Source organism: Streptomyces cyaneofuscatus, from assembly GCF_000718135.1.
GTDB lineage: Bacteria > Actinomycetota > Actinomycetes > Streptomycetales > Streptomycetaceae > Streptomyces > Streptomyces cyaneofuscatus.
The window spans coordinates 103547-126544 of sequence record NZ_JOEM01000019.1 but is presented as its reverse complement, the minus strand read 5'-3'; the positions used below and the strand labels follow the sequence as shown (position 1 = coordinate 126544).

Genomic DNA, 22998 nt, shown 5'->3' with positions numbered 1-22998 from the left:
CGTGGTCACCTTCTCGATGCCGGTGGTCACTCGGTCGGTGTTGGCGGTCATTTTCCTCCCACCCCCATGAGCCCCTGGACCAGGGCCCGGCGTGCGAACAGGTAGACGATCAGGATGGGGAGCATGGACAGGACGACCGCGGCGAGCAGGCCGGGAGTGTCGACTCCGCGTTCCGTCTGGAAGTCGTAGAGCCCCAGGGTGATCACCTTGGTCTCCACCGACTGCGTCAGGACGAGGGGGAAGAGGAAGCCGTTCCACGCCTGGAGCGCGGAGAAGACGACGATCGTCGAGACCCCGCTCCTGGAGAGCGGCAGCACCAGCTGGAAGAAGACCCTCCGGGGCGATGCACCGTCCACCGTCATCGCCTCGTACAGATCGGGGGTGATGTCACGCATCACGCCCGTCAGGATCAGGGCGCACACCGGCATGGCGAAGGCCGCCGTCGGCAGGATGACGCCGATGAGGTTGTCGTAGAGACCGGCCTCGCTGATGACGAAGAACATCGGCACGATGACCGCCTGCGAGGGGATCGCCAGTCCCAGGAGGAACAGCCGGAAGACCGTGGTGGTGGCGCGGCCCCGGCTCCTGACGATGGTGTACGCCAGCGGCGGGACGAGCAGCACGACGATGCCGACCACGCACACGGTGACGATGACCGTGTTGAGGAAGTACTGCGCGAAGCCGCTGTTGAGGTCGTTGACGTAGTTGTCGAGCGTGAAGTGTTCGGGGAAGGCCAGCGGGCCGTTCGCCGCGTAGTCGGGGCGCGACTGGAACGTGGCGACGAGCATCACGTACAGCGGCAGCCCCACCACGAGGAGCCAGACCAGCGAGCCGAAACCGGCGAGGTGGTTGGGACGGCTCTTCCTCACAGTCCCTCCATGGTGCTGCGCATCTTGTCGTAGCCCGAGAGCCGCACCACGATCAGCGAGATGACCGTGGAGACGAGGACCAGGAGGAGGGCGATGGCGGAGGCCGCTCCGTAGTCGAAGCTCTTGAACGCCTTCTGGTACATGTAGTACGCGCTGATGGTGGTGTCGCTTCCCGGTCCGCCCTGGGTCAGGATGAGCACGGTGTCGAAGGTCGTGAGGCCGCCGACCACCATGAGGATCACCGAGGTGATGATCGAGTTACGGAGCTGCGGCAGCGTGATGTGGAAGAACTGCCGCACCCTGCCCGCGCCGTCGATCTGCGCCGCCTGGTAGAGGACCGGTGGCACCGCGCGCGCCGCGCCCTGGTAGATCAGCGTGTGCAGGGGGGTGAACTGCCAGGTGCTGACGAAGACCAGGACGCCGATCGCCGTGGCCTGCGTCCCGAACAGGTTGCCGTCGCCGAACAGCCAGGTGGCGTGCGCGGGGACACCGAGGTTGGGGTCGAGGACGGCGCGCCACAGCACGGACACGGCCGCGATGGACAGCAGCAGCGGGACGAAGTAGATGGCGGACAGGACGGCCCGGTTGCGCTGGTGCCCCGCCGCCCAGACCCCGAGCAGGATGCTCAGCGGGGTCTGGACGGCGACCCCGAGCACGGTGAGCAGGACGCTCAGCCAGAGGCTCTTGATCATGACGGGGTCGTCGAGGAGTGTCCTCCAGTTGTCGAGCCCGGTGAATTCCGGGTCGCTCAGACCGTCCCAGCTGGCGAAGGAGAGGACGGCGACCATGATGAGCGGGACGATGGCGAAGAGGCCGAAGAAGACGGCGGCGGGGACCGCCCAGAGGAATCCCGGGCGGCCCGCTCCGCTGGATCCGCTGCCGGACGAGCCGGCGCTCCTGACCGCCCCGCTGTCCGCCGGGGGTGGTGCGTTCCGGGTCATGTCAGGTGTTCCGAGTCCGGATTTCCCTTTCAGTGCGTTCACGAGGTCGGCAGCGCCTGCATGGCCTTGATGAAGGCGTCCTCGTCCATCGAGCCGTTGAAGAACTGCTGGAGGGACTGGTACATCGCGGTGGCCGCCGCCTGCGGATACGCCTGGTCCCAGGAGAGCTGGAAGGCCGGGGCCGCCTTGACCATGTCGTACTGGAACTTCGCGAACTCGGGGCTGGCGGCGGTGTCCAGGAGGCCTTCGGTGTTCGTCGTGGTCGGCAGGTTGCCGATGGAGAGCTGCGCCTTGACGAACTGGTCCGAGTACATGAGCTTCAGGAACGCGGCGACGGCCTGCGGGTGCTTCGTCTTCTTCAGCACGGAGTAGAAGTTGTTGGTGTTGCCGACGACGTTCGCCTGGTCGCCCCTGCCGCCTTCGACGGAGGGGAACGCGCTGTACCCGAGGTCGCTCTTCGCGAACTCGGGGTGCGCGTCCTGCTGCGTCGAGTACGCCCACGAACCCATCAGCTCGAAGCCGGCCCTGCCGGTGGCCAGGAGCGTGGGGGAACCCTGGTCGGTGAACTTCACCGAGTCGTAGTTGGTGCCGAAGGCCCCGGCGTCCACCAGTTCCCTGATCTTGCCCAGTGCCTTGCGGCTGTCCTGGCTCGCCCAGGCGTCCTTGTCGCCGTCCAGGGCCTTCTGGAACAGCTCGGGCCCGGCGATGCGGTCGTACAGGTACTCGAACCACATCAGCGTCGGCCACCGGTCGCCGCCGCCCAGCGCGATCGGGGTGACGCCGTCGACCTTCAGCGCCTTGACCGCCGCCAGCAGGTCGTCCCAGGTCTTCGGGGGTTCGACGCCCGCCTTCTTGAGGACCTTGCCGTTGTTGAACAGCAGTACGGGCTGTGTGCCGCGCATGGGTACCCCGTAGGACGTGCCGTCGACCACCGCACTGTTGAACACGGACGGCAGGAACTTCGCCTTGAGGTCCGGGTCCTTGTCGATGAAGGGGTCCAGCGGGAGCAGCAGGCCGGCGTCGACGAACGGCTTGATGCTGCCGCCGCCCCAGTTGAAGAAGACGTCCGGCGCCTGCTTGCTGTTGATGATCGTCTGCAGCTTGGCCTGGTAGTCGGCGCCCGGGATCGTGTCCAGGACGGCCTTCACCTTCGACGTCTTGTTGAAGGTGGCGACGAGCTCCTTCTCCACCTTGTTCGCCGCGTCCCCGTAGACCAGGACGTGGATGGTGTCGCCGTCGGCCGCATCGGAGCCTCCCCCGCATCCGGACAGGGACAGCACCAGGGCCAGCGCGGCACCACCGACGACAGCGGTTCGCGAGAACCGTGCGCGTTGCTTCATCGACTCACCCTTCGAAACTTTTTCGGCGCGACTACCGAAACTTGTTGAGTCGGGACGCTAGAACTCCCCCTCCAGAGGGTCAACCCTCGGTCACCGCGTTACCAAAGCGTTACGCCTAGGCGCCGGCTGCCTCGTGCTTTATGCTCCTCGCCATGCGCGATGACGAGAAGATGGGCCGTATCACCCTGGCTCAGGTGGCCGAGCGGGCCGGCGTCTCCATTTCGACAGTTTCGAAGGTCCTCAACGGACGACAGGACGTGGCGACCCCCACGCGCCTCAAGGTGGAGCGCCTGCTGGAGGCCCACGCCTACCGGCGCACCACACGGTCGGCCGGCGAGGCGCCGCTCATCGAGATCGTGTTCCACGAGCTGGAGAGCATCTGGGCGATGGAGCTGATCCGGGGGGTGGAGAACGTCGCCAAGGCCCACGGCGCCGGGGTCGTCCTCACCGAAAGCGGAACCCGCCACGCGCCCGGCCCCGACTGGATGGAGGCGATGCTCCAGCGACGGCCGCTCGGTGTCGTCCTAGTCTTCTCCACCCTGCCCGGCGAGGTGAAGCAGCAGCTCAGGGCGCGCTCTATCCCCTTCGTCATCATCGACCCGGCGGGCGACCCCGACCCCGACGTACCCTCGGTCGGCTCGGCCAACTGGAACGGCGGACTGGCCGCCACCCGCCATCTCATCGAGTGCGGCCACCGGCGCATCGGGGTCATCACCGGCCCCGAGGACATGCTCTGCTCCCGCGCCCGGCTCGACGGCTACCGGTCCGCGATGACCATGGCGGGGCTGGAGGTGGACCCCGGCCTCATCCTGTTCGGCGACTTCCACGTGGAGGGCGGATACGACCGCGCCACCGAGATGCTCTCCCGCCCCAACCGGCCCACCGCGATCTTCGCGGGCAGCGACCTCCAGGCACTGGGCGTCCTGGAAGCCGCCCGTGTGCAGGGCCTGCGCGTCCCCCACGACCTCTCGGTGGTCGGCTACGACGACGTCTCCATCGCCCGCTGGGCCAGCCCGGCCCTGACCACGGTCCACCAGCCACTGCGCCAGATGGCGGAGGAGGCCGCACAGATGCTGATGCGGCTACGGGCCCAGGAACCGGTGTCCACGCGGCTGGAACTCGCCACGACCCTGGTCGTACGCAAGAGCACGGCACCACCACCGCCGGAGAGCTGAGCACCGAGTTCGAGCCACGCCACGCCGCGCCGCCGCAGGATCTCCGCCGACTGATGAAGGAAGAAGACCGGAAACAAGGTCCACGAACGCAGCCGCGCCTCACCACAAGCACATCAGCCGGCTGCAACTCGCACCTACAACGGCCAGGCCTGCCGGGTGGCTACGCGGCCTTCGACCCATGCCGCCAAACGGCATGCTCCAGTCCGCCCTTGTCGTGTCCGAGGAGCGCGGCGGCTTCCTCGTACGCTGCGCGCAACTTGTCATAGGGGAGGTCCGGAACACCGGCATCCACGGCGAAGGCACGGAGATGTACGTCAACGGCGACATGTGAACGGCCGACGAGATTGCCGATGTAGTCGATGCTCTTCGGCCCCACTCCCTTCACCGTGAGCAGAGCCGCGCGATTGACCTGATGACCGAGCCACGTGTGGAGGTCCTCGCGGGTGTCGACCCCGTGGGCAGCGAGGAGGCCGGTGATGGCGTGGGCCGTCGCGACCTTCTGCGCGTGCTTGAACTTCATGGCCACGGCGAGGTCTTCCGTGGCGAGCCGGCGCTGGAAGCCACTCACCGTTCTCGCATCAGGCCAGCTCGATTGCAGATGGCGGAGCCGCGGTCGAAGAGTCGCCTCGTAGTTGCACCGGGGCTGGAAGCTGACGTCACAGATGACAGCGCCCATGTGAGTCCATCCGCCGGGCTGAGGAAACGGACCGCTGCCAAGCAGGTGCTGAACGTGGTCGGCGAGCCGCTGGGCAGAACTGGATGCGGGCATGGGTCAATGATGGCGTTGCGGTCCGACTGTCTGGCAGGAAAGTTCAGGACTTCTTCATGGGTGGGGCGTGGGGGTGCCGTTCCGTCGGACAGCCCCTCCACAGTGGGAAGGCCGCCCATTCGCAGCCGCCACGCAGGGCAGACACCTCGGGACGAGGGCTCATACGTCGGTCCACCCGGCCCTGTTGGACAGTCCGTGCTGCTGACGCCACCCCACCGATGGCACCCCCGAACGGACGAGGCATAGGCGTCAACACGCCATTCTCAGAGACGAGTTGTGACCGGAAGGGATCAACACCTCAACAAATGAGACTGGTTGACCTACGCTTTACACGCTCCCCAACCCCGAACGCGGGTTCGACGTGTCGTGAAAGGTTTCGCTTCTCGTGGCTGGTACTGGTATCCGCAGGGTCGTCCGGTCGGGGCCGCCGCGGTGAGCCGACCGTCGAGGTCGAGGGAGCCACGACGCGACCACGGTGCGAGCGCCGCCGTCGCCGGATGGGCCGTCTCCCTGCCGGCCGCCGCCGGTGCCGGGTGGGCCGCCGTCACCGTGGACGCCGAGTGGCACCAGGCCCTCGCGGCAGCCTGTGCCGCGGCCGTCGCCCTGCTGATCGCCCTCGTACTGCTCCTCACGCGGCGGCTTTCCACCGAACGCGCCCACCGTGTCCGGGAGGCCGAAGTGGCCGCCGCCCGGGGCGCCGAAGTGGCGCATCTGGCCGCCGTACGCGTACCGGCCATCGCCCACCGACTGCACACCGGACAGCAACTGGACGGCGTGCCGGGGCCGATGGCGCCGCCGGAGGAGACCGGTGAGGAGTTCGCCCGGGCACTGGACTCGGTCGTCGTGGCGCTCGGCTCGGACACGGCCGTACACCGCGAGCGCGCCCTGCGCGACTCGGTGCAGGCCGCCTTCGAATCCGTGGCGCGCACCATGCACGTGATGGCGACCGTGCAGCAGCAGGTCCTGGACGAGGTCGAGCGCTCCATCGAGGACCCTCTCCTGATGGCGAACGTGATGAAGGCCGACCACGCGGCCTCCCAGATGACCCGCAAGGCGCAGACGCTTCTGGTGATGTGCGGAATCTGGCCCGCCCGTCGGGAGACCCGGCCGGTCTCGCTCTACGACTGCGTACGGGGCGCCCAGTCCCGGATCGTGGAGTTCGGGCGGATCGAGGTGCACGGCGGTCAGACCCTGTACGCGGTGCCCCCGGCCGCGGAGGGGCTGATGCACTCCATCGCCGAGCTGCTGGAGAACGCCACGGTGTTCTCACCGTCCAGTTCCCCCGTGGTCGTCAGTGTGCGGGAGGTGGGCTCCGGTGCGGTCATCGAGATCGACGACGCCGGGCTCGGGATGCCGCCGGACGTCCTGCACCAGGCCCTCGGCCATCTCCGCGACGACCTGGACCTGACCCGCCTGGGTGCGGTGCCCCGGCTCGGCCTGGCGTCCGTCGGGCGCTGGAGCCGGGAGCTGGGCTTCAACGTCGAGCTGAGCGGGTCCTCGGCGTACGGCGGCACGCGGGCGGTGATGTTCGTACCGTTCCGGCTGCTGACCGACCCGCTGCCGAGGCCCGCCGCACACCGCCGCCCGGCGATCGAACCGGCCGAGCACGCCGGACCTGCCGTCCCCCCGGCAGGCGTGCCCGACGACGCCCCCGAGCCGGCCGGCGTACCCGCCCCGACGACGGCAGGCCTGCCCCGGCGGCGCAGCCGGCGCGGCGCCACCCAGGCCACGACCGTCGCGCGGCACTCGGCGCCCGACCCGCAGCCCGGTGCCGCGCCCGCCGAACCCTGGACGCCGGAGGCGGCGCGCGCCTCGATCGCCAGTGTGGTGTCCGGGACGCTGCGTGGCCGGGCGGCCGTCGACGCGGACGGCGAGACCGGACCGGCATCGCCCCCGCACGGCGGACAGTCCCTGCCCAGTACCCCGAACGAGCACGCCGGAGGCCGACCGTGACCGGAACCATCACTCGACTCCCCGACCTGGGATGGATGCTCCGCCCCCTCACCGAGATTCCCGGCGTCCGGCACGCCGTGGTGGTGTCCGAGGACGGGTTGCGTCTCGGCCACGCCTCCGCCGAGAACCTCTCGGGTCCGGTGGCCAGCCTGAGCGTCGCCGACGCGGAGTCGCTCTCGGCGGCCAGTGCGGCGATGACCATGACGGGCCGGTCCACCAGCGCGCTGCTGTTCGGACGGGGTGCCGGGACACGCCAGTTGATGCTGGAGACCGACCAGGGGTTCGTGCTGTTCACCCATGCCGGGGTGGGCGCGCACCTGGGGGTCGCCACCGATCTGGACGCCGACGTGGGCCTGGTGGCCCAGCAGATGCAGTTGCTGGTCGCGAAGATCGGCGCACACCTGAGCAGCCTGCCCCGGGACGAGGCCGCCGCGACGTGATGGCAGAGCGGCCTGAGGTGCCGAGGGCCTCGGCGATCCGCCCCTATGTCATCACCCGCGGCCGCACGGAGTCCGAGGGCGAGCCGCTGTCCTGGGAATCCCTGGTGATGACGGCGGAGGCGGCGTTCCCCGCCTCCCTCCAGCCGGAGCACCTCGCCATCCTGAAGCACTGCGAGGGGCTCATCTCGGTCGCGGAGGTGGCCGCTCACCTCGGCCAGCCGCCGTCGGTCGCGCAGGTGCTGCTCTCCGATCTCCTCCGATGGGGGCTGATCGTGACCCGGCCGCCCATCCCGCCGGCCGAACGCGCCGATGTGACCATGCTCAGAAAGGTCCTCCATGGTCTCGAAAGCTGCCTCTGAAACCCTGGCCGAGGCCGGCCCGCCGCCCGCCGCGGCCGACGGGAAGTACCTCGACTCGAACGTGTCGGGCGCGGCGAAGATCCTGGTCGTCGGCCCGCTGGGGGTGGGCAAGACGACGCTGATCGGTACGGTGTCGGAGATCGAACCGCTCTCCACCGAGGCGTCGATGACCCGGGCGGGCGCCCGGGTGGACCCGTACGCCGGGGACAGCGGCAAGAAGACCACCACCGTCGCTCTCGACTTCGGCCGGCTGACCATCGACGGCGACCTGGTCCTGTATCTGTTCGGCACGCCGGGCCAGCAGCGGTTCCTGCCGGCCTGGCGGGACCTGGCCAAGGGGGCGCTCGGCGCGCTCGCCCTGGTGGACAGCCGGGATCTGGCGGCTTCTTTCGACGCGCTGGACAACCTGGAGGATCTGGACCTGCCCTTCGCGGTCGCCGTCAACGTCTTCCCGTCCGGCCCCCGGTACGACGCCGACGACATCCGTACGGCCCTCGACCTGCTGCCCGGCACCCCGCTGGTGACCTGTGACGCCCGGGACCGGGCCTCATCGATCCGGGCGCTGATCGCCCTGGTCCGCCACCTCATCCACGTCGCCACGGAGCCCTCATGAGCACGCCCCACCCCACGGCCGGGCCGGCCGCCGGCTGCCCCGTCACCGGCGCCCCCGTCACGGCGGCCGCGCTGTACGGGCCCGACCTCGACGGCAACACGATGCCCGCGCTGTACGAGGAACTGCGCGGCACACACGGCCCGGTGGCGCCGGTGTCCGTAGCCCCCGGCATCGGCGCCTGGCTGGTCCTGGGCCACCGCGAACTGCTCCGGCTCACCCGCGAGGAACAGGATTTCTCGCACGACCCTCGCCGGTGGAGCCTGCTGCGCGAAGGGCGGGTGCCGGCCGACTCGCCGATCCTGCCGATGGTCGGCTGGCGCCCCGCGCTGCTCTTCGCGGACGGACAGCAGCACCGCAGGATGCGCGTCGCCGTCTCCGACGCGCTGGCCGGGATCAACGGGCACGAGCTGCGCCGCAGCGTACGGACCACCGCTGAGGCCCTGATCACCGGATTCGCGGCGCACGGCGAGGCCGATCTCGTCGCCACCTACGCGCGCATGCTGCCGATGCGGGTGATCGCCGGGCTGCTCGGGGTGGACGACCGGACCGGCCGGGAGCTGGTGGAGGCGGTGGGAGGCCTGGTGTCCGCCACCAGCGGGGCGGCGGACGCCAGTCGCAGGATGGGCGCCATCCTGCTGTCACTGATCGAGGAGAAGCGGCGGGTGAGGGGCGACGACATCGTCTCGGCGCTGCTGCACCACCCGGCGCGGCTCACCGACGAGGAGGTGCTGCACAACCTGGTGGTCATGTTCGTGGCGGGCAACCAGACCACGGTGAACTGGATCGCCACCGCGCTGCGCATCCTGCTCTGCGACCCCGCGCTGCGCTCCTCGCTGAGCGGCGGCCACCTCAGCGTGGACGACGCACTCGACCTGGTCCTGTGGCGCTTCCCGCCCACCCAGAACTTCCCGGCCCGCTACGCCACCCGCGACATGAGTTTCGGCGGCCAGGACATCCGGGCGGGCGACATGCTGATCCTGGGCCTGGCGGCGGCCAACGCGGATCCGGAGGTCCTGCCGGCCGACGGCGCCCCCGTGGTCGGCAACCGCTCCCATCTGGCATTCGGCGCGGGCCCGCACACCTGCCCCGCCCAGGACCCGGCCCGGCTGATCACCCGGACCGCGGTCGACACGATCCGGCACCGGCTGCCCGACCTGGAACTGGCAGTTCCGGAAGCCGAGTTGACGTGGGTCAACTCGCCTTGGAGCAAGGGCCTGGGCACGCTGCCCGTGCGCTTCACCTCGCCGCAGTTGCCGCAGGGGCCGGTACCCTCCCAGGCGACCGCGACCGCGGCCCCGGGCCCGGGCCCGGCGTGGCCGCGCCGGAACGCGGTGCGGCCACCGGCCCGTCCGCACTGACCCGTTCCAAGCCCGTCCGCACTCACCCGTTCGGAGCACGTCCTCCCCCGGCTTGTCCCCATCTCTCCCTCCGAAGACCTGGAGCCCTGTTGAACACGTCACCGCAGAACCCCACGGCCGACCGCCCGCACCGCCTGGACCCGGCGGGCGGCTGCCCGCACGCGGCCAACGCCCGGCTGCTGGCCCAGGGGTCGGTCACCCCGGTGGTCCTCCCCGGCGAGGTGCGGGGGATGGCCGTGCTGGGCCACGACGCGCTCAAGGAGTTCCTCGCGCACCCCGACGTCGCCAAGAACGCGCAGCACTTCACGGCGCTGCAGGCCGGGGAGATCGCCGACGGCTGGCCGCTGAAGACCTTCGCCACGGTGCAGGGGATGACGACCGCGGACGGCGACGACCACCGGCGGCTGCGGTCGCTGATGAGCAAGGCGTTCACGGCCCGCCGGGTCGAGGAACTACGCCCATACGTAGCGGAACTGACATCCCGCCTGCTGAGCGGCCTGGAGACGGCCGCAACGGAGGACGGCGTCGTCGACCTGCGCACCCACTTCGCGCTGCCGCTGCCGATGGGCGTCATCTGCGAACTGCTGGGCGTGGACGAGGGCCACCACGACCGGCTGCACCACCTCTCCAACCAGATCGTGGCCACGGACATCGGGCCGGCCGAGGCGATGGCGGCCAACCGGGAGATGGTGGAGGTCCTGAGCGCGGTCGCGGCCGCCCGGACGGCCGACCCGGGGGACGACCTCACCAGCGCGATGATCGCGGCCCGTGAGGAGGACGGCGACCGGTTCAGCCCGCACGAGCTGATCGGCACGCTGATGCTGACCATCATCGCGGGGCACGAGACGACGCTGAACCTGATCACGAACGCCGTACGCGCCCTGTGCACCCACCGGGACCAGCTCGACCTGGTCCTGACCGGCGGGGCGAGCTGGGCGGACGTGGTGGAGGAGACCCTGCGCTGGGACAGCCCGGTCAGCTACTTCCCCTTCCGCTACCCGACCCGCGACCTGACCCTGGACGGCACCGTGATCCCCCAGGGCACCCCGGTCCTCGCGGGCTACTCGGCGGCCGGCCGCGACACGCAGGCCCACGGCCCGGACGCGGCCCGCTTCGACATCACCCGCCCCGGCAAGTCCCGCCACCTCTCGCTGGGACACGGCGCGCACTACTGCATGGGCGCGCCCCTGGCCCGTCTGGAGAGCACCACGGCCCTGGAACAGCTTTTCACCCGCTTCCCGGCCCTGGACCTCGCGGTCCCGGAGCCGGAACTGCCCCGCCACGCCTCGTTCGTGGGGAACAGTGTGCAGAAGTTGCCGGTGCGGCTGAAGGGGTGAAAGAGCACCGCTTCCTGCACGTCCACAGCCACCACACTGAACATCGACGCGAGCAAGCCGAACGGGATTGTCGACAAGTACACCGGCATGGCGAACGGCCATACTTTGGACAAGCACGTCGGTAAGACGGACGAGCGGTTGGCGCAGCGTGAGCAAGCAGCCGGTGGACCCCAACGACCCGCTGTCCGGGTACAAGCAGGGCGGTCTGAATGCCCAGGCCCACGACGTGAGTGGCGCCGACACGCGTATCCGCTACGCCGGCAGCCGCAACCCCCCATTCACTGTCATGACGTCGATGCCCTTCAAATCCTGGCGAAAACCGAGAAAGGCCAGCACCACGTGTCCGTCGACCAGACGTCCTGGGAAGCCGCGGTACGCCACTTGTACGAGGACGCGTACCCGTACGACGCCACGGGCCCGCGTCGCCACGAGAACTGGGTCCTCGACGTCCTTGCTCTGATGGCACGGGCCCCGGACCCTCGCGGCTGGACAGGTCTCGATGACGCGGCTCGGAACCCGGAGCGCGAGGCGTCCCCCGCCTACCCCTTCGTCGCCCACCCGCCGGCGCACATCGCGAGGCGTCTCCAGGAGATCGATCGGGACAGTGCCGAGAACCTGCTCCTCGCCCTCACGGACGACCGCTGCACGCTGTCCAACCTGAGTCGCTTCACCGAAAGTGACGAGGAGCTGCGGGCGATGGCGCGCACGATCCTCGCGCGTTACGGGGACACCGCCAGCTTTCACACCAACGTCGACAAGCCCGGCCACGTGAGCGGTGCGCTCGACTTCACATCGTCGAGCTGGGCATACAGCCCGCTGAGCGTGTACTCGGAGGACTACGGCTTGGTCGTCGTCTCGGACACCGAGGTGGGCATGTTCTGGAACTTCGCCGACCACTGAACCGCCTGCCGCTCGTAGGAGCCCGGCTTCCGACGAGGTGCTCTGAGAGGATGGAACGTCAAGAAGTCGCCCATCACGCTTACAGCGCACATAGCCCAGCCCGCGGGTCAGGCCCCCTTTCCGATGGGTTCAAGGATCGCCACGCACTCCACATGGTGCGTCATAGGAAACAGATCGAACGCCCGCAGCGTCCGCACCCGATACCCGCCCTCCGCGAAGTACGCCAGGTCCCGGGCCAGCGCCGCCGGGTCGCAGGCCACGTAGGCGATCTTGCGGGCGCCCAGACCCGACAGGTGCTTGACCACCTGCTTGCCCGCGCCCGCGCGCGGCGGGTCCAGGACGATCAGGTCGCACTCCGTGATGCCCGTCCGGGGCAGGACCTGGTCGACCTTGCCCTGTTCGATGCGGACCCGGTCCAGGTCCTTGAGGTTGTGGCGGGCGTCCTCGACCGCGCGCTTGCCGGACTCGATGCCGAGCACCGCGCCCTTCTCGCCGATGCGCTGGCCGATGGCTCCGGCGAAGAGGCCGACGCCGCAGTAGAGGTCGAGGGCCGTGTCGTTCTTGCGGGGCAGCAGGCCTTGCATGACCGCGCGGACCAGGGTGTTGGCGGCCTGCGGGTGGACCTGCCAGAAGCCGCCGGAGCCGACGCGGTACGTGCGGTCGTCGGCGCGTTCGCGGACGAAGGCGCGGCCGTGGACGCGGTGGACGCCGCCGTCGTGCTCCTCGACGCGGAGTACGGAGACCGGCTTGTCCAGCTCGACCAGGGGGAGCCGGCCGCCGGGCTTCGGGGTGAGGATCACCTGGCGGTCGTTCGAGCCGGTGGCGGTGATGGCCTCGACCGCAGCGATCTGTGGCCATTCGCGCTTCTCCACGCCGAGCTCGGAGACTCCGGGTGCGGCGATCAGGCAGCGGTCGATCGGCTGGACGTCGTGCGAGCGGTGCTTACGCAGGCCCGCCCGGCCGTCCGCGTCGACGGTGTACTGGACGCGGGTGCGCCACGCGGGGACCTCGCCCGGCGGGAGCTTGTCGCCATCGGCGGGCATGACCGTGCCGTCCCAGCCGGCCTCCTCGGGCGTCAGGCCCGCCAGGCGCTGGAGCTGCTCGGCGATCACCTCGCCCTTGAGGCGGCGCTGCGCGCCGGGCTTGGCGTGCTGCCAGTCGCAGCCGCCGCACATGCCGGGGCCGGCGTACGGGCACGGGGCCTCGACCCGGTCCTTGGACGGCTCCAGGATCCGTACCGCGTCGGCCCGCAGGAAGCGGGAGTCCGTGTCGCCGTCGGTGACCTTGGCGATGATCTTCTCGCCGGGGAGCGTGTGTCGGACGAAGAGGACCTGGTTCTCGGCGGTACGGGCGATGCAGTGGCCGCCGTGTGCGACGGGACCGACCTCGACCTCGTACTCCTCCCCGACCAGCGACGACGTGGGTGCGTTCTGCATGAGGGGAGGCTCCAGGGAGGGGTAAGGGGGGCATACCGGGCAGGCGTGCGTGCCCGGACGACAGCCGACCAGTCTACGTGGGTGTGGCCGGGGCTCCGACCACGACCGGCCGCGGCCCGCCTCAGCCCTTCCGGCCCGGCTCCTTGTGGTGCCGGCGTTCCACCGGGCCCCGCCGTACCGAACCCGGAGCGCTCCAGTCCGCACGCCTGCGCGCCCGCTTCTTCGCCGCCTCGGAGGACTGGAGCTGGTACGGGACGGAGGTGACCATCACGCCCGGGGTGAACAGCAGGCGGCCCTTGAGGCGCAGGGCGCTCTGGTTGTGCAGCAGGTGCTCGTACCAGTGGCCGACGACGTACTCCGGGATGTAGACGCTGACCACATCGCGCGGGCTCTGGCGCCGCAGGCCCTTCACGTACTCGATGACCGGGCGGGTCACCTCACGGTAGGGCGAGTCGAGGATCTTGAGCGGTACGTTGATGCCGCGCCGCTCCCAGTCCTCGCGCAGGGCCTTCGTCTCGTCCGGGTCGACGCTGATGGAGAGCGCCTCCAGGTGGTCCGCGCGGATCAGCTTGGCGTAGGTGAGGGCGCGCAGGGTCGGGCGGTGCAGCTTGGAGACCAGCACGATCGCGTGGACGCGGGAGGGACGGATCGTCTCGTCCGGGGAGGCGTTCTCGGCGGAGATCTCGGCGGCCACCCGGTCGTAGTGCTTCCGGATCGCGGTCATCGTGCCGTAGAAGATCACCATGCCGAGCAGCGCGACCCAGGCACCGTGGGTGAACTTGGTGGCCAGGACGACGACGAGCACCAGGCCCGTGAAGAAAGCGCCGAAGGCGTTGATGGCGCGGGAGCGGATCATGTGGCGGCGTATGGCCTGGTCGCGTTCGTCGGCCAGCAGGCGGTTCCAGTGCCGCACCATGCCGGTCTGGCTGAGGGTGAAGGAGACGAAGACGCCGACGATGTACAGCTGGATAAGGCGCGTGGAGTCCGCGCCGTAGATCCACACCAGCAGGATGGCCGCGCCCGCCAGCAGCACGATGCCGTTGGAGAAGGCGAGCCGGTCGCCGCGGGTGTGGAGCTGGCGCGGCAGGTAGCGGTCCTGGGCGAGGATCGAGCCGAGCAGCGGGAAACCGTTGTACGCGGTGTTCGCGGCCAGGAAGAGGACCAGCGCGGTGGCCGCGGCGAGGAGCATGAAGAGGACCGAGCCGTGGCCGAAGACCGCCTCCGCGACCTGGGCGATCACCGGGTCCTGGGTGTAGCCGTCGCCGACCGGCACGCCGTCGCGGATCAGGTCCTTGGCCGGGTACTCGGCCATCTTGACGCCGGTGGTCATGGCCAGGGCGATGATCCCGCAGAACATGGTGACGGCGAGCAGCCCCATCATCGCGAGCGTCGTCGCGGCGTTCTTGGACTTCGGCTTGCGGAAGGCGGGCACCCCGTTGCTGATCGCCTCCACGCCGGTCAGGGCGGCGCAGCCGGAGGAGAAGGCGCGCAGGAGGAGGAAGACGAGCGCGAAGCCGGCGATGCCCTGGTGCTCGGGCTTGATCTCGAACTCGGAGGTCGGGGCGTGCATCGTGTCGCCGAGGACCAGGCCCCGGAACGCGCCCCAGAGGAGCATGAGGAAGACGCCGGCCACGAAGAGGTACGTCGGGACCGCGAACAGCTTTCCGGACTCCCTGACTCCGCGCAGGTTCATCACCGTGAGCAGCACGATGGCGCCGACCGCGCAGAGCGTCTTGTGCTCGATGACGAAGGGGATCGCGGAGCCCAGGTTCTCCACTCCGGCGGAGATCGACACGGCCACGGTGAGGACGTAGTCGACCAGCAGCGCGCTGGCGACGGTCAGCCCGGCCCGGGGGCCGAGGTTGGTGGTGGCGACCTCGTAGTCGCCACCGCCGCTCGGGTAGGCGCGGACGTTCTGCCGGTAGGAGGCGACGACCGTGAACATGAGGACCACGACGGCCAGCGCGATCCAGGGGCTGAAGTGGTACGCCGACACGCCCGCGATGGACAGGACGAGGAGCACCTCTCCAGGTGCATACGCCACCGAGGACAGCGGGTCGGATGCGAAGACGGGGAGCGCGATGCGCTTGGGGAGGAGGGTCTCCCCCAGCTTGTCGCTGCGCAGCGCCCGGCCGATCAGGATCCTTTTGGGCAGGTCGGTCAGTTTGGACACGCTGAGGATCGTAAGCGGAGCCCGTACCGGTCGAGGACGCCTGATCGCCGTGGCACCCCGCTCTCCTGCGGCGGGAGCAGAAATCAGCCGTAATCCTTAACGCAATCCTTGCGACCGGCGCAGCGCCTTTACTCCCCCTTTGCCCATGTGTCCGGGGCAACGCACACTCGGAGGAAACAGCGGCCCCCCAGCGGCATAAGCTCATCCCCGGGCAACGCCGAAGCCGTTGCCCCGTTGTTTGCCCGGCAAGCTGAGAGAGAAGTGTGAGCAGCGTGTTTTCGCAGGTCAGCCGGACGACCAGGACGGCGAGGTAGGCGAACGGTGCACATCGTCATCATGGGCTGCGGGCGCGTCGGAGCCGCTCTCGCACAGACCCTGGAGCAGCAGGGCCACACGGTCGCGGTGATCGACCAGGACCCCACGGCCTTCCGCCGTCTCGGGTCCGGATTCGGCGGTCGCCGGGTCACCGGGGTCGGCTTCGATCAGGACACCCTCCGCGAGGCGGGCATCGAGGACGCCGGGGCGTTCGCCGCGGTAAGCAGCGGCGACAACTCCAACATCATCGCGGCCCGCGTGGCCCGCGAGATGTTCTCCATCGAGAACGTCGCGGCCCGCATCTACGACCCGAAGCGGGCCGAGGTGTACCAGCGGCTCGGCATTCCCACCGTGGCGACGGTCCGCTGGACGGCGGACCAGATGCTGCGGCGGCTGCTGCCGTCGGGCGCGGAGCCGCTGTGGCGCGATCCGAGCGGGGGTGTGCAGCTCGCCGAGGTGCACACGACACCGTCGTGGATCGGCCACCGGATCAGCACGCTCCAGGAGCAGACCGGCGTCCGCGTCGCCTTCCTCACCCGGCTGGGCGAGGCCATCCTGCCGACGTCGCAGACCGTCCTGCAGGAGGGCGACCTGGTCCACGTGATGATGCGTACGGACGAGATCGCCAAGGTCGAAGAGGCCTTCGCCGAGGGTCCCGAGGAGGGCGGTCATTGATGCGTGTGTCGATTGCCGGAGCGGGCGCGGTGGGCCGTTCCATCGCCACCGAACTCCTGGAGAACGGGCACGAGGTGCTGCTCATCGACAAGGCGCCCAGCGCCATCTCGGTGGAGCGGGTCCCGTCGGCGGAATGGCTGCTCGCGGACGCCTGCGAGATCACCTCGCTGGACGAGGCGGCCCTGCAGCGCTGCAACGTGGTGATCGCGGCGACGGGCGACGACAAGGTGAACCTGGTCGTCTCGCTGCTCGCGAAGACCGAGTACGGCGTGCCGCGCGTGGTGGCGCGGGTCAACCACCCGAAGAACGAGTGGCTCTTCAACGAGTCCTGGGGCGTCGATGTCGCGGTCTCGACCCCGCGGCTGATGTCGGCCCTGGTGGAGGAGGCGGTGAGCGTCGGCGATCTGGTCCGGCTGTTGCGCTTCAGCCACGGCGACGCCAACCTGGTGGAGCTGACGCTGCCGCCGGAGTCGGCGCTGGCCGGGACCCGGGTCGGTGATGTGGCGTGGCCCGAGGACACCTCGCTGGTCACCATCATCCGGGGGACGCGGGTGCTGACGCCGAGCCCCGAGGAGTCCCTGGAGGCCGGTGATGAGCTGCTGTTCGTGGCGGCCCAGGCGCGCGAGGAGCAGTTGGAGGACCTGTTGTCGGTCCGCCGCGATCTGTCGTCCGACGACTGACGCGCAGCCGTAGAGCTGACGCGTGAACATAAGAAGGGCCCGTAACCGCACAACAGCGGTTACGGGCCCTTCCTTTTACGTCCTTACGCCTCCGGGTTGCGGAGAGCCGCCGCGGCCTGCTCGGCCTTATGGTCTTTCTCGGCCTGCTCCGCGGCCTTCTCCTCGGCCTCCATCTCGGCGAAGACGTCGATGGGCGGCGGAGCCTTCGCCAGGAAGACCCAGGTCAGGTAGACCGCGAGCAGGAACGGCGGGATCTTGAGCGCGATCAGCACCCAGCCGAACTGCGTGGTGTCGGCCCACCAATACAGCGGGAAGAGGATCGCGCACTTGGTGAGCAGGATGAGGCCCCAGGCGTAACTGGCCTTCGTGTACGCCTTCTTCCGGCCCGGGTTACGCGTCCGCCAGGAGAGGTTCTCCTTGAAGACCGGGCCCAGGATGAGGCCGATCAGCGGTACGCCTGCGGCGGCGGTGCCCAGGTAGGCGACGGCCAGCCCCAGGGTGTAGAGCATGCCCGGCAGGTAGAAGTCCTTGGCGTTGCCCGTCATCATCGCGAAGACGACACCGAAGGCGACCCCGAAGACGCCGCTGAAGGCGTGCTTCACGGTGTCCCGGCGGATCAGCCGTACGGCGACCAGGGCCAGGGAGACGGCCAGGGCCGCGATGGCCGAGATGTGCAGGTCCTTGTTGATCGTGAAGATCGTGACGAAGAGCAGCCCGGGCAGGACTGTCTCCACCATGCCGCGCACGCCGCCGAAGGCCTCGAAGAGGGCGGCTTCGGTGACCGCCTTCGACGCGGCGTCCTGCTGGGCGGCGTGCCTTCCGCCGGCGCTCTGCCGGTCGGTGGGGTGAGGCTGGTCCGTTTCGGACGTCGGCTTGTCGAGAGACGTCACCGGCTACTCCTTGCCGAGCGGTCGGAGTTCGTATGTGGGGTTGAACAGCACCCGGCGCCCGTGACTCATGGCGACCCGGCCCGAGGCGATGATCCGGCGGCCGGGCTCTATGCCGACGATGGAGCGCCGGCCCAGCCAGACCACGTCCAGCGGCTCGGTGCCGTCGAAGAGCTCCGCCTCCAGGGCGGGCACTCCGGCACGGGGTCGGAGGGTGACGGTCCGCAACGTACCAGCCACCTTCACGATCTGGCGGTCGGTGCACTCGGATATCCGGGTGCACCCGGTGGCCTGGGTGTCCTCCCGCAGCTCCTGGGACTCCAGGTCCTCCTGGGAACTGGAGAGCCGGTCGAGCATACGGCGGAAGCGCCCGGAAGGCCTCTCCGCCCTGCCGGCCTTCTCGTGTCGGGGAACAGCACTCATACCCGAAGGGTACCGGTCCTGCGGGCTGTGTACTGAGGCCTGGGTGGACCACTCGAAAGGGTGAGCCGGTGAGCGTCAGTCACGCTCGAAGCGGTAGCCCATGCCCGGCTCGGTGACGAAGTGGCGGGGGTGCGAGGGGTCCGCCTCCAGCTTGCGGCGGAGCTGGGCCATGTAGACCCGCAGATAGTTGGTCTCGGTGCCGTAGGAGGGCCCCCAGACCTCCTGGAGGAGCTGTTTCTGGCTGACCAGGCGGCCGCCGTTGCGGACGAGGACCTCCAGCAGGTGCCACTCGGTGGGGGTCAGCCGTACGTCGCGGCCGGCGCGGTGCACCTTCTTGGCCGCCAGGTCGACGGTGAAGCCGGCCGTCTCCACGATCGCGAGGTCCTCGCCGATGTCCTGGCCGACCGGTTCCGAGCGGCGTACCGAGGCGCGCAGGCGGGCCAGCAGCTCGTCCATGCCGAAGGGCTTGGTGACGTAGTCGTCGGCGCCCGCGTCCAGCGCCTCCACCTTCTCGTCGGAGGTGTGGCGCGCGGAGAGGACGAGGATCGGGACCCGGGTCCAGCCGCGCAGGCCCTTGATCACCTCGACCCCGTCCATGTCGGGCAGCCCGAGGTCCAGGAGCACGACGTCGGGGTGGCGGGCGGCGGCGAGCTGGAGGGCGGTCGCCCCGTCGGGCGCGGCGTCGACCTCGTACTTGCGGGCCTTCAGGTTGATCACGAGGGCGCGTACGATCTGCGGCTCGTCGTCGACCACAAGCACCCGGGTCATCGCGGACCTGCCTTTCTGCGGGAGGAGCTGTACGGGGAGGGGCTGTACGGGGAGGAGGGGGCGGGCTTCAGGCGGGCGGGACCGTCGTCAGGTGGCGGGACCGTGCGCGGCGGGTCCGTCATGAGGTGGCCTCGGCCGGGAGCGCCGCCCGGTCCTGGACCTGCTCCCGGCCCGGTGCGGCCGTCAGCGTCAGGACCATGGTCAGCCCGCCACCAGGCGTGTCCTCGGCGTCCAGGGTGCCGCCCATGGCCTCGGCGAAGCCCCGGGAGACCGCGAGGCCGAGGCCCACCCCGGCGCCGCGCGGGGCGTCACCGTACCGCTGGAAGGGCTCGAAGATCCGCTCCTTGGCCTCGTCGGGGACGCCGCGCCCCCGGTCGACGACCCGGAGCTCGACGCGTTCGCCGTGCGCGCTGGCGGCCACCGCGATGGGCTCCCCGCCGGGGCTGTACTTGACGGCGTTCTCGACGACGTTGGCGACGACCCGCTCCAGCAGTCCCGGGTCGACGGCGACCATGGGCAGCGTCTCGGGGATGTCCAGGTCGACGCTGCCCTCGGGGACCCCGCCGAGCGCCATCGGCACCACCTCGTCGAGGTCGATCTCGCGGATCAGCGGGGTCACGGTGCCGGTCTGGAGGCGGGACATGTCCAGCAGGTTGCCGACCAGGTGGTCGAGCCGGTCGGCGCCGTCCTCGATGCCTTCGAGGAGCTCTGCCTCGTCCTCCGGCGACCAGGCCACGTCGTCGGAGCGCAGCGAGCTGACGGCGGCCTTGATCCCGGCGAGCGGGGTGCGCAGGTCATGGCTGACGGCGGCGAGCAGCGCGGTCCTGATCCGGTTGCCCTCGGCGAGCCTGCGGGCCCGGTCGGCCTCGGAGACCAGGCGCTGGCGGTCCAGGACGACGGCCGCCTGGGCGGCGAAGGCGCCGAGCACCCGGCGGTCCTCGGCGGGCAGCACCCGGCCGGAGAGCGCGAGCGCCATGTTGTCGCCGACCGGCATGTCCACGTCCGCGTCGTCGGGCCGGGCGACCGGGGCGGGCCCGACCGACCCGGCGCAGGTCCACGGGTCGACGTCGCTGGCCCGCTCCAGCAGGGCGACCGACTCCATCGCGAAGGTCTCGCGGACCCGCTCCAGCAGCGCGTCCAGCGCGGTCTCCCCGCGCAGCACGCTGCCCGCCAGGAAGGAGAGGATCTCCGACTCGGCGCGCAGCCGGGCGGCCTGGTGGGTACGGCGGGCCGCCAGGTCCACCACCGAGGAGACCGCCACCGCCACCGCGAAGAAGATCACGATGGCGACGAAGTTCTCCGGGTCCTGGACGGTCAGAGTATGGGTCGGCGGGGTGAACCAGTAGTTCAGAAGCAGGGTGCCGACGGCGGCCGAGGCGAGCGCGGGCCGCAATCCGCCGAGCAGCGCCGCGGCGACGGTCAGGAAGAGGAAGAGCAGGACGTCGTTGGCGAGGCCGGGGCCGTTCTCCAGGCTGAGCAGAAGCAGGGCGAGCAGAACGGACCCCCCGACGCCCACCAGCCATCCCCCCACGATCCGGGCCCGCCCGAGCCGGGCGCCGCGCGCGATGGGCAGGCCACGGCCCTTGGCGACCTCTTCGTGGGTGACGATGTGGACGTCCAGGTCGGGCCCGGACTCCCGGGCGACGGTGGCGCCGACTCCGGGGCCGTAGATGTACTGCCAGGTCTTGCGGCGGCTGGAGCCCAGCACGATCTGGGTGGCGTTGACGCCGCGGGCGAACTCCAGGAGGGCGGCGGGGATGTCGTCGCCGATGACGTGGTGGAACGTCCCGCCGACGTCCTCGACCAGGGTGCGCTGGACCGCCAGCTCCTTGGGCGACGCGGAGGTCAGCCCGTCGCTGCGCGCGATGTAGACGGCGAGGATCTCGCTGCCGGAGCCCTTGGCGGCCATCCGGGAGGCGCGGCGGATGAGCGTGCGGCCCTCGGGGCCGCCGGTGAGGCCGACGACGATGCGTTCGCGGGCCTGCCAGGTGGTGCGGATGTTGTGCTCGCCCCGGTACTGCTGGAGGTACTCGTCGACCCGGTCGGCGGTCCACAGGAGGGCCAGCTCGCGCAGGGCGGTCAGGTTGCCGGGGCGGAAGTAGTTCGAGAGGGCGGCGTCCAGCTTGTCGGGCTGGTAGATGTTGCCGTGCGCCATCCGGCGGCGCAGCGCCTGGGGCGACATGTCGACCAGCTCGATCTGGTCGGCCCGGCGCACCACCTCGTCCGGGACGGTCTCCTGCTGGCGTACGCCGGTGATCGACTCGACCACGTCGCCCAGCGACTCCAGGTGCTGGATGTTGACCGTGGATATGACGTCGATCCCGGCCCGCAGAAGCTCCTCGACGTCCTGCCAGCGCTTGGCGTTGCGGGAGCCGGGCACGTTGGTGTGGGCCAGTTCGTCCACCAGGGCCACGGCGGGCGCGCGCTCCAGGACGGCGTCGACGTCCATCTCGGTGAAGACGGCGGAGCGGTAGTCGATCTCGGAACGCGGGATCTGTTCCAGACCGTGCAGCATCACCTCGGTACGCGGCCGGTCGTGGTGCTCCACGAGGGCCACCACGCAGTCGGTGCCGCGCTCGACCCTGCGGTGGGCCTCGGCCAGCATCGCGTACGTCTTGCCGACGCCCGGTGCCGCGCCGAGGTAGATCCGGAGTGTGCCGCGTCCCATGGCCCCATTGTCTTCTTCCTGCGGCCGTCCGTGCCGGTGGCCGATGGCGCCGGGTGCGGCTGCCGCTCACGACGCTACTCCGCGAATCCGTGGCTCCGGGACCTGGGAGCGCAGGTGGGGGCCGTATTGACGCAACCCTGATGGCATCGACGCAGCCCTGACGCTGACCTGCCCGCTTCCGGCAGGTCAGCGTCAGGGACCGGTCAGGCGGGCGCCGGTCCGGTCCCGCGGAACGGTGTGGGGCCGCTCAGCGGGCGTCCGCCAGCTCCCGCAGGGCGATGTTTAGCCGCAGGACGTTCACCCGGGGCTCTCCGACGAAGCCGAGGGTCCGCCCCTCGGTGTGGTGCGCGACCAGCTCCGCCACCCGCTCGGCGTCCAGGTGGTTGCGGGCGGCGACCCGGCGGACCTGGAGCTCGGCGTAGGCCGGGGAGATGTGCGGGTCGAGGCCGGACCCGGAGGAGGTGACGGCGTCCGGGGGGACGTCCTGGGGGCGGACGCGGTGGCCCGGTACGGAGTTGTCGGCGACGACGGCTTCCTGGGCGGCCTTCACCCGGCCGATCAGCTCCTCGTTGTCGCCGGCGAGGTTGGAGGCGCCGGAGACGAGGAGGTCGTACCGGGTGTTGACGCCGTTGGTGGAGAGCCCGGCGGACGGGCGGGGCTGGAACCACCGGAGGTCGGGTGCGGGCGCCTCGCCGCCCTTCCGTGCCGGGAGGTCGTAGCGCTGGCCGATGAGCTCCGAGCCGACGGTACGGCCGCCGGCGGTGATCTCCGAGCCGTCGGCCCGGCCGGGAAGGAGGGCCTGGGCCGCTCCGGTGACGGCCAGCGGGTAGAGGACGCCGCAGACCAGGGTGAGGACGAGCAGGGCGCGCAGCCCGGCTCCGAGCAGCCGGGCGGTGGTGCCGGCGTAGGTGTGGGTCAT

21 protein-coding genes are annotated in these 22998 nt (G+C 70.3%); 10 read left to right on the top strand and 11 right to left on the bottom strand.

Annotated features, from left to right (window positions below):
- Positions 1-47 precede the first annotated feature (47 nt).
- From IF17_RS0128015 to IF17_RS0128005, 3 genes are read right to left on the bottom strand one after another with little or no spacing between them, the layout of a single operon-like run.
- Positions 48-869: a carbohydrate ABC transporter permease gene (locus tag IF17_RS0128015; protein WP_030571524.1), complete on the bottom strand. Its 822-nt coding sequence runs from the start codon at positions 867-869 to the stop codon at positions 48-50.
- On the bottom strand, positions 866-1810 hold the full coding sequence (locus tag IF17_RS0128010; RefSeq protein ID WP_030571522.1) for a carbohydrate ABC transporter permease: 945 nt from the start codon (positions 1808-1810) through the stop codon (positions 866-868). Before IF17_RS0128010 ends, IF17_RS0128015 begins: the two co-directional genes overlap by 4 nt.
- Positions 1811-1848: 38 nt before the next feature.
- The gene (locus IF17_RS0128005) at positions 1849-3150 is read right to left on the bottom strand and encodes an ABC transporter substrate-binding protein (RefSeq protein ID WP_030571520.1); all 1302 of its coding nucleotides are present in this window, start codon (positions 3148-3150) and stop codon (positions 1849-1851) included.
- A 140-nt stretch (positions 3151-3290) separates the two neighbouring features.
- On the opposite strand from IF17_RS0128005, the gene IF17_RS0128000 reads away from it, so the two are divergent.
- A complete protein-coding gene (locus IF17_RS0128000) occupies positions 3291-4325 on the top strand; it encodes a LacI family DNA-binding transcriptional regulator (RefSeq protein ID WP_030571518.1) in 1035 nt (344 codons plus the stop codon).
- Between the two features lie 160 nt (positions 4326-4485).
- Here IF17_RS0128000 and IF17_RS0127995 read toward each other — a convergent pair whose 3' ends face one another.
- The gene (locus tag IF17_RS0127995; RefSeq protein ID WP_209437784.1) at positions 4486-5094 is read right to left on the bottom strand and encodes an HhH-GDP family DNA glycosylase; all 609 of its coding nucleotides are present in this window, start codon (positions 5092-5094) and stop codon (positions 4486-4488) included.
- A 432-nt stretch (positions 5095-5526) separates the two neighbouring features.
- Here IF17_RS0127995 and IF17_RS0127990 point away from each other — a divergent pair, with 432 nt between their 5' ends.
- The 7 genes from IF17_RS0127990 (at position 5527) to IF17_RS0127955 (ending at position 12054) form a co-directional block, all read left to right on the top strand.
- Positions 5527-7047, top strand: a complete 1521-nt coding sequence (locus IF17_RS0127990; RefSeq protein WP_030571512.1) for an ATP-binding protein — start codon at positions 5527-5529, stop codon at positions 7045-7047.
- A complete protein-coding gene (locus tag IF17_RS0127985) occupies positions 7044-7487 on the top strand; it encodes a roadblock/LC7 domain-containing protein (protein ID WP_030571509.1) in 444 nt (147 codons plus the stop codon). Before IF17_RS0127990 ends, IF17_RS0127985 begins: the two co-directional genes overlap by 4 nt.
- Positions 7487-7846 (top strand): DUF742 domain-containing protein, encoded by a 360-nt coding sequence (locus IF17_RS0127980; RefSeq protein ID WP_030571506.1) that lies wholly within the window; start codon positions 7487-7489, stop codon positions 7844-7846. Before IF17_RS0127985 ends, IF17_RS0127980 begins: the two co-directional genes overlap by 1 nt.
- Before the next feature lie 61 nt (positions 7847-7907).
- Positions 7908-8459, top strand: a complete 552-nt coding sequence (locus tag IF17_RS0127975; protein WP_030571504.1) for a GTP-binding protein — start codon at positions 7908-7910, stop codon at positions 8457-8459.
- The gene (locus IF17_RS0127970; RefSeq protein ID WP_030571501.1) at positions 8456-9817 is read left to right on the top strand and encodes a cytochrome P450; all 1362 of its coding nucleotides are present in this window, start codon (positions 8456-8458) and stop codon (positions 9815-9817) included. Before IF17_RS0127975 ends, IF17_RS0127970 begins: the two co-directional genes overlap by 4 nt.
- Positions 9818-9906: 89 nt before the next feature.
- Complete coding sequence (locus tag IF17_RS0127965; RefSeq protein ID WP_209437783.1) at positions 9907-11154, top strand: cytochrome P450 family protein; 1248 nt, start codon at positions 9907-9909, stop codon at positions 11152-11154.
- 339 nt (positions 11155-11493) lie between these two features.
- Positions 11494-12054 carry a hypothetical protein gene (locus IF17_RS0127955; protein WP_030571496.1) on the top strand — a complete coding sequence of 187 codons (561 nt, stop codon included), beginning with the start codon at positions 11494-11496 and terminating at the stop codon, positions 12052-12054.
- Between the two features lie 107 nt (positions 12055-12161).
- Here IF17_RS0127955 and IF17_RS0127950 read toward each other — a convergent pair whose 3' ends face one another.
- Both IF17_RS0127950 and IF17_RS0127945 read right to left on the bottom strand, forming a co-directional pair.
- Positions 12162-13490, bottom strand: a complete 1329-nt coding sequence (locus IF17_RS0127950; protein ID WP_030571494.1) for a class I SAM-dependent RNA methyltransferase — start codon at positions 13488-13490, stop codon at positions 12162-12164.
- A 121-nt stretch (positions 13491-13611) separates the two neighbouring features.
- A complete protein-coding gene (locus IF17_RS0127945) occupies positions 13612-15663 on the bottom strand; it encodes an APC family permease (RefSeq protein WP_030571491.1) in 2052 nt (683 codons plus the stop codon).
- Positions 15664-15984: 321 nt separating this feature from the next.
- Here IF17_RS0127945 and IF17_RS0127940 point away from each other — a divergent pair, with 321 nt between their 5' ends.
- Both IF17_RS0127940 and IF17_RS0127935 read left to right on the top strand, forming a co-directional pair.
- Positions 15985-16653, top strand: a complete 669-nt coding sequence (locus tag IF17_RS0127940) for a potassium channel family protein (RefSeq protein ID WP_030571488.1) — start codon at positions 15985-15987, stop codon at positions 16651-16653.
- On the top strand, positions 16653-17333 hold the full coding sequence (locus IF17_RS0127935) for a potassium channel family protein (RefSeq protein ID WP_030571485.1): 681 nt from the start codon (positions 16653-16655) through the stop codon (positions 17331-17333). Before IF17_RS0127940 ends, IF17_RS0127935 begins: the two co-directional genes overlap by 1 nt.
- A gap of 83 nt (positions 17334-17416) precedes the next feature.
- Here IF17_RS0127935 and IF17_RS0127930 read toward each other — a convergent pair whose 3' ends face one another.
- From IF17_RS0127930 to IF17_RS0127910, 5 genes are all read right to left on the bottom strand, one after another.
- The gene (locus tag IF17_RS0127930; RefSeq protein ID WP_030571482.1) at positions 17417-18223 is read right to left on the bottom strand and encodes a DUF3159 domain-containing protein; all 807 of its coding nucleotides are present in this window, start codon (positions 18221-18223) and stop codon (positions 17417-17419) included.
- Between the two features lie 3 nt (positions 18224-18226).
- The gene (locus tag IF17_RS0127925) at positions 18227-18643 is read right to left on the bottom strand and encodes an OB-fold nucleic acid binding domain-containing protein (RefSeq protein ID WP_078616063.1); all 417 of its coding nucleotides are present in this window, start codon (positions 18641-18643) and stop codon (positions 18227-18229) included.
- 75 nt (positions 18644-18718) lie between these two features.
- Positions 18719-19411, bottom strand: a complete 693-nt coding sequence (locus IF17_RS0127920) for a response regulator (protein ID WP_030571476.1) — start codon at positions 19409-19411, stop codon at positions 18719-18721.
- 118 nt (positions 19412-19529) lie between these two features.
- A complete protein-coding gene (locus IF17_RS0127915; RefSeq protein WP_030571474.1) occupies positions 19530-22079 on the bottom strand; it encodes a sensor histidine kinase in 2550 nt (849 codons plus the stop codon).
- Between the two features lie 247 nt (positions 22080-22326).
- Positions 22327-22998, bottom strand: a complete 672-nt coding sequence (locus IF17_RS0127910) for a potassium-transporting ATPase subunit C (RefSeq protein WP_030571470.1) — start codon at positions 22996-22998, stop codon at positions 22327-22329.